Genomic DNA, 6,745 nt, shown 5'->3' on the forward strand with positions numbered 1-6,745 from the left:
GCGCGGCGGCGGCGCGTTCTTCGTTGTCGGCGGTGTCGGCGTTCTGCCGGTCCGTGCGCAGCCGGGTGCGGTAGAACGCCTGCAGCCAGCGGCGGGTGATGCGTGGCCGGTCGCGCTCCCAGAAGGCGAGGTCGACGAGCAGTTGGGCCCAGTCGACGCCTTCCGGGCGGCCGGTCAGGATCCTCACCGCGGAGGGGAGGTGCCGGTGCAGGCCACCGACGCTCTGCTTGGTCAGCAGCCGAAGCCGTGACTCGGCGCTGCTCTCCCGCATGAGTCCCGCCTCGACGGCCTGAGCGAGGCACTCGCCCAGGTTGCGGCGCGCCGTGGCCGGCGAGGCTGGGGTCTTCGCGGGTTGTGCCGGGACGGCTACCGGGCCAGGCACGGAGGCGATCATCGCAGCGATCGCGTAGTAGGCGCGTTCGGTGCTCTCGTACTGCCGGTCCGGGACCGGGACGAGGTCGGCGATCACCCAGTGCATGCGGGCGCAGTCGTCGACGGGCCGGCCCAGGCCGCTGCGCAGGGCGGCCCGCTTGCCGGGATCGTCCTTGCACAGGGCCCGCACCTGGGCGACGAACCGGTGGGCGCGGGCGTGCGGGCCCGGCGGGTCTTCAGCGGAAGCGGGCGGTGTCTGCTGGGGAATGGTGGTCATGGCACCTTCTCGTGACAGGACATGCGGTTGCGGTGTGATGGGGCCGTGGGCCGGTCTCGGGCGGCGGGGCTCAGGGCGTCTTCTGCGCGACGGCAGGGGTCGTGCCGCGGGTCTTGCGCCGCCCTCCGTACAGCTCCAGGCGGGCGTGCTCGATGGCTCGCGCGCCGCGGGCCGTGCGGGCCGGGCCGGCGGTGACCTCGTCGTACGCTTCCTCGGCCAGGCGGCGAAACCCGCGCCAGGCGCCGTCGAAGTCCTCGGCCCGCACCCGGGACCAGAACAACTGCTCCGCACGCGGCCAGTAGTGGGCGGCGGCCTGCTCGGCCCAGGCGCAGTCGGTGATCTTCGCGTTGTTGATCTCGGCCCAGGCCCGCTTGACCGCGAGGCCGAGTCGGCGGCCGTACAGTTCCCCGGCGACGCGAAGGTCACCGATGCTGCGTGCGATCTCCGGTCGGCGCTCTTCCATCAGGTTCAGGAGCTGCGGCGTGCAGCCCTGGACGAACTGCACGTCCTTGGTCTTGCCGTCCTGCTCGAAGCCGAGGGCGCGGACGCTGATGCGGTCGTCGTCCATGAGGTCGCCGACGGTGGCGAACACGGTCGGCCGGCGCGGGGCCTGCGAGCCGCTGGGCTCCTTGAGCAGGAGGGCGTCGACGTCCCGCCACAGGGCGCGACCGGAGTCGGCGGGACGGACGTAGGGGTTGCCTTGCTGGCTGACCTGCCAGATCACATACGGATCGTTGGTCGGCGGTTTCTTCCCGCGGTGGCCCCAGGTGATATAGGCGTCCGTCACGTGCCGGGCGCCGACATCGGGGACGAGGAGCAGGGCGTGCTGCCAGCCGCCGGTCAGCCGGGACAACGGGCCGGGATAGGCGGTTGCGGCGGCGAGAGGGTCAGGCAGGTCCTCGTGCTCCCAGGGACACAGGTCCTGGTCTCGCCTGACCGTGCTCTCGGGCGGGACGAGGCCCGCGAGGAGCGACTCCCACAGGCTCGTGCCCTCCGGGTGGAAGGAGAGTGTGGAACGCAGGGGGCCGGCGGAGGCGTTGGCCTCGCTGGTGCTTCCCACCGTGCGGGTCGCGCAGCGGCCGGAGGGCCCGTAGTACAGCCACATCAGCAGGTGGCTGACGGCCTCTGCGCCGTCGACCGACTCGGGAGCATCGTCGAAGTGGTGCCCGAACCAAGTCGAGTTGTTCCCGGCGGGGCGGCCGAGGACGAGCTTGTTCACGCCGGCCGGCTTGGGGCACTCGACGGCCAGCCGGGGGTCCTGGAGGAACGGCCGCGGCCCGAACAGGTCGAAGCGTGCGGCCAGCGGATCGAGATAAGCGTCGACAGCCGCGGTATCGGGTCCGCTCTCGAGTAACTCCGCGCGCCGGTCCAGCCACTCGTCTGGACCGTCCTGTGCCTCGTCGAGGCCGGTGATACGAGCCGTGATCGCGTACAACACGCGGTAGAGGGCGGACAGTGCGGGAGCGGGGCCCACCGCCAGGGCCTTGATCTGCCGAGCCTGTGTGAGCAGGGTCTTCAGCCCGACGGCCGGTGGGCGGTCCTGGGTGCCGTCGGTCCACAGGACGCCTATCCAGGGTTCGGACAGCAGGGAAAACTGCAATTTTTGGTCCACGAGGACGACCACCTCCTTGTTGGGTAGCCTCGATCCGAGGTTCCTCGCGCGAGCGAGGGTGAGCCGCAATGCTGTGTAAGAACCGTTCTCGTTGCGGTGCGGTGACTGGTCCCCGCGACAGCGGGGGTGAGCCGAGCTCGTTCCGTCACCGACAGGGACGACGCTAGCCGAGGAAGCTGAAGCAATGATGTTTTAGATGGTGATTAGCCCGAAGTCGCTATATCGGACTGTCCCGCGCTGTACCCTGCCCTGCCAACCGGCCTCGGTCCTGCGGTGCATCGGCAGAATCTTCCAGCCCTTCAGGACCGCGTTCTTCTCCCACGTTTCAGGAAGGTCGAGCAGCTCGGCTCCTTCGCGGAACCAGCGCCCAGGCGCCGGGATCATGTACTGCGCAATCAGCCGTGCCCCGTCGCGCCTCACCCGCGCCTCGCCGTTCAGGCCGGGCACCGGGATGCGGCCGTCCTCGTCCAGCGTCCACTTCCCGCTGTCCTGTTCGTACGCGCACACCACCCGCTCGGAGTCGGCACCCAGCCGCGTGGCAATCAAGTCTTCGCCCACGGGCACCGGGCTCTCGCTCAGCCGCCGCAGGTCCTGCCCGACGTCCTTCGGCGCCTTCACGCGCACCATGTCCGCCAGTTGAGCCTCGGCCGCCTCCTCCGCACGCCGCGCGGTGTCAGCGGTCTCCAGTTCCCTGCGGGACTTCTCATCGAGATCGCCGCCGAACTCCTCTGCGTACACGGCGTCGACGAGTTCCTGCACATCCCCCGGCACCTGCACCCGGCCCCCCGCACGGCGCGCCAGCAGCTCGCTGGTACGCCGCAGCAGCGACTCGTGGTACACCGACCCCCACACTCTCGGCTGCTCGAACTCGCCTTCCTCGTTCACCGGATCCAGCACCACGATTCGGGGGTCACCAGCCGCCCAGGCCGGCCGCTGTGCGGCGTGCAGGTCGTACCCGTCCAGCTTGTGGCGCTGGCAGCGGCCCGCGCGCTGCAGCAGAAGAGCCAGCGGTGCAATGTCGGTGATCAGCAAGTCGAAATCCAGGTCGAGTGACTGCTCCACGATCTGCGTGGCGACCAGGATCGCCGCCCTGGGGCGCGGGCCCGTCTTCCCGAACGACGTCTCGCACCCCTCAGTGATCCTGCGCCGTTCACCCGCCCGGTAGCGGGAGTGCAGCAGATGCAGGTCAGGCACCTCGGCTCCCGAGCCCGCACGCTCGGCAAGCCACGCCTGGACAGATGCAGCGGTCTCCTGGGCCTCGGCCACGGTCGTGCAGCACACCAGCACGGTGCCACGGCAGTCCTCGACGACCGGCCGCAGCAACTCCTTGACCACCGACCAGCGATGCCGTGCATCGTCGGCCCCCACATTCCGGCGGACCGGCAGCAGCCGGAACTCCAGCACCCTTTCCCGCTCACTCGGCACTCCGCGCGGCTTGCTCACGGCTGCACCGGGCGCCCCGTCGACGTAGACCCACCCCGGGTAGCGCGGCTGCATGCCCGCCGCTGTCAAGTCGCCGGTCTGGCCGCATCCCCGCCGGTACGCCTGGAGCAGCGAGCCCGCCGTGCTCCCGGTCAGCGTCGCGGACAGCACCACCACCGGCGCTCCCATCGCACCGAGCCATTCCAGCAGCCGGAGCAGCAGAGCGTGCATCCACGGCCCATACGCGTGCGCCTCATCGATGACCAGGACCTTCCCCGACAGGGCCAGCATCCGCAGCACGTTGTACCGAAGTGGCAGAACCCCGGCCAGCGCCTGGTCGATCGTGAACACGCTGAGCGGTGCGAGCATGCCTCGCCTGGTCGTGTGCAGCCACCGGGCCGCCTCCACGGAGGCATGCTCGCTGGAGAGCACCGGACCGGCGGTGGCTGCGGAGGCGGCCGCGTCCGTCGCGGCGTCCGCACTCAGCCAGGCCATGCTGTGCACCCGCGTCAGCGCCGCATCGCCGTCCAGCGTCCGCTCGGCGAACGCCCGCACCCGCTCGTACATGGCGTCGGCCGTCGCCATCGTGGGCAACGAGAAACCGACACCGTTCGCACCGGCAGCACGCATCAGCACACTCGCCCCGAACAGTGCCGCCTCGGTCTTCCCGTCACCCGGCGGAGCCGTCACCAGCAGAAGCCCCGGGCCCCGCACCAGCTCCGGCAGCTCATCCACCAGGGACGCCTGCAACGAGTTCGGCTCGAACCCGAACATCTCCCTGAACGACAGCTCCCGAACGGCGGCCCGGCCCAGCCCGGCCTCACGCACCACTGCCGGAGCATCCTTCACCGAACGCTCCCAATGAGTCAGCAGCCCATCGTCGTCCGCGCTCCAGCCCGAGGCGGGAATCCGCGGCGCGATGAAGGACTCCTGGCTGGCCAGCCAGTCCGCGACGATCACCAGCCCCGCGACAACCACAGCCACGGAAGCGGGCAGGTGCCGCGGCGGTACGACGGTGCTCCGTGTCATCCGCCTGACTGCCTCGGCGTGAGCCCGGCACTGTTCCTCCCACACGCCCGTCCCGAGACCGGGATGGTTCAGCCGCGGTTGGCGAGCCTGCTGCCGCGACATGGCCGGATGGAACCGGCCGTGGTGGCCGCCCAGCATCTGCGCGATCTGGTGCCCCACCCCGCGGTGAGCACCCCGCGGGCTTGGTGGATAGCCGAACTCTTCGAGAAGGCTGACCAGCACCCAGTGCGTGGCCTCGTCGTGATCCAGGACCAGTGCGTCACGCAGTTCCTTCGTGGAAGCCGGCCCGTAAGCAGAATCCGCAGCCTGCAACGCCTCATACAACTTGCTGCACTTGCGCTGGAACGCCGGACTGATCTTCCCGATGTCGTGCAGCCCGGCCCACAGGCAGACCAGTTGCCGCAGTTCGACGGCGTCAACGCCCACCTCGCCGCTGAGCCGCTCGACAGCCTCATGACTCAGCAGCCCGTCCCACAGCGCACCAGCCATCGCGGCCGTATCCAGCAGATGGCACACCACGGGGTACTCGCGCGGCAGGCCGTGCTGCTTGCCCCACAGCTGGGGATCGACGGGCGTTAAAGTTTCGCTGTCGCTCGTCATCGTGCGCGGCTCCCGGCTTATGGAGGTGGACCTGTGCCAGGCATCTCAGCACACGCCACTGACAACGCCTGCTTGACCGGTGACCGCTTACTCACCCGGGCCCAGATGGAAGGCACTGCTGCCCAGATAACGAATTGGCATACGTAGTAAATGCCTGCAGGTCAGCAAGTGAGTTCCCCGCGCGAGCGGGGGTGAGCCGACTGTTGCGTATTCGCATTTCAGTATGTAATTGAGTTCCCCGCGCGAGCGGGGGTGAGCCGGAGGCACCCGTGGCAACATCCACCATTCCCGTGAGTTCCCCGCGCGAGCGGGGGTGAGCCGGACACGTACAACGTCAACGAGTCGGAGATCGCGAGTTCCCCGCGCGAGCGGGGGTGAGCCGTCGGGCTGGAACCAGTTCTCCAGCGTCGCATCGAGTTCCCCGCGCGAGCGGGGGTGAGCCGCCACACGAGAGGATCGCCCTATGGCAACCCAAGAGTTCCCCGCGCGAGCGGGGGTGAGCCGGCCGGATCAGCTCCTGGCCTGGCTACGCGGACGAGTTCCCCGCGCGAGCGGGGGTGAGCCGTCGATCTGCTGCACGCTGCCCCCGCCACCGCTGAGTTCCCCGCGCGAGCGGGGGTGAGCCGGTGGCATCGACTTCCCGGGAACGTGATACCACGAGTTCCCCGCGCGAGCGGGGGTGAGCCGTGCCCGTGGTCGGGTCGGTCGACAAGCGGGCGGAGTTCCCCGCGCGAGCGGGGGTGAGCCGCAAGAGGGGGACCCGATGAACCGCCGACTCGCGAGTTCCCCGCGCGAGCGGGGGTGAGCCGTCGGACTGCCCCCAGTAGGCGGCGGTGGGGATGAGTTCCCCGCGCGAGCGGGGGTGAGCCGTCGGACTGCCCCCAGTAGGCGGCGGTGGGGATGAGTTCCCCGCGCGAGCGGGGGTGAGCCGGGCGTTGTGAGCCCGCACCCAACCCTTCGATCGAGTTCCCCGCGCGAGCGGGGGTGAGCCGGGCACACGGCCGCGCGCTGCGAGATCGTCCTGGAGTTCCCCGCGCGAGCGGGGGTGAGCCGATCGCCGTCAACACCGCGCTCGGCTCCGGCTAGAGTTCCCCGCGCGAGCGGGGGTGAGCCGTCCTGTGGTCCAACCGGCTCCTTGGTGACCAGGAGTTCCCCGCGCGAGCGGGGGTGAGCCGTGCCGAACTGTAGGGGCCTGCCTAGCGTCGTGGAGTTCCCCGCGCGAGCGGGGGTGAGCCGGCGTTCGGCCGGTTCCACAGGTCGAGGGCGGCGAGTTCCCCGCGCGAGCGGGGGTGAGCCGTACGTGCAGATGGTGCGCAAGGCGGGGCGGCGGAGTTCCCCGCGCGAGCGGGGGTGAGCCGTACGTGCAGATGGTGCGCAAGGCGGGGCGGCGGAGTTCCCCGCGCGAGCGGGGGTGAGCCTGTCTCTTATACACA

The 6,745-nt window shown here is 70.2% G+C and carries 3 protein-coding genes and 1 CRISPR repeat array; all 3 genes read right to left on the bottom strand.

Features of this window, described 5'->3' with window-relative positions; all coding sequences use genetic code 11:
- On the bottom strand, positions 1–649 hold a 649-nt coding region (casB, locus tag GUY61_RS32165), incomplete at its 3' end, for a type I-E CRISPR-associated protein Cse2/CasB (RefSeq protein WP_166633858.1).
- Positions 650–719: 70 nt separating this feature from the next.
- On the bottom strand, positions 720–2,261 hold the full coding sequence (casA, locus tag GUY61_RS32170) for a type I-E CRISPR-associated protein Cse1/CasA (RefSeq protein WP_313896973.1): 1,542 nt from the start codon (positions 2,259–2,261) through the stop codon (positions 720–722).
- A gap of 192 nt (positions 2,262–2,453) precedes the next feature.
- Entirely contained in the window at positions 2,454–5,312 is a 2,859-nt protein-coding gene (gene cas3 / locus GUY61_RS32175) for a CRISPR-associated helicase Cas3' (protein WP_166633859.1), read from the bottom strand.
- Between the two features lie 166 nt (positions 5,313–5,478).
- Positions 5,479–6,731: direct repeats of the CRISPR family, unit length 29 nt; unit sequence GAGTTCCCCGCGCGAGCGGGGGTGAGCCG.
- The last annotated feature ends 14 nt before the right edge of the window (positions 6,732–6,745 follow it).

This window comes from Streptomyces sp. GC420 (assembly GCF_009916105.1).
Classification (GTDB): Bacteria; Actinomycetota; Actinomycetes; order Streptomycetales; family Streptomycetaceae; genus Streptomyces.

Excerpts from the sequence above, each read along its gene's own strand:
- cas3 (WP_166633859.1), bottom strand. The coding sequence starts at position 5,312 with ATGACGAGCGACAGCGAAACTTTAACGCCCGTCGATCCCCAGCTGTGG.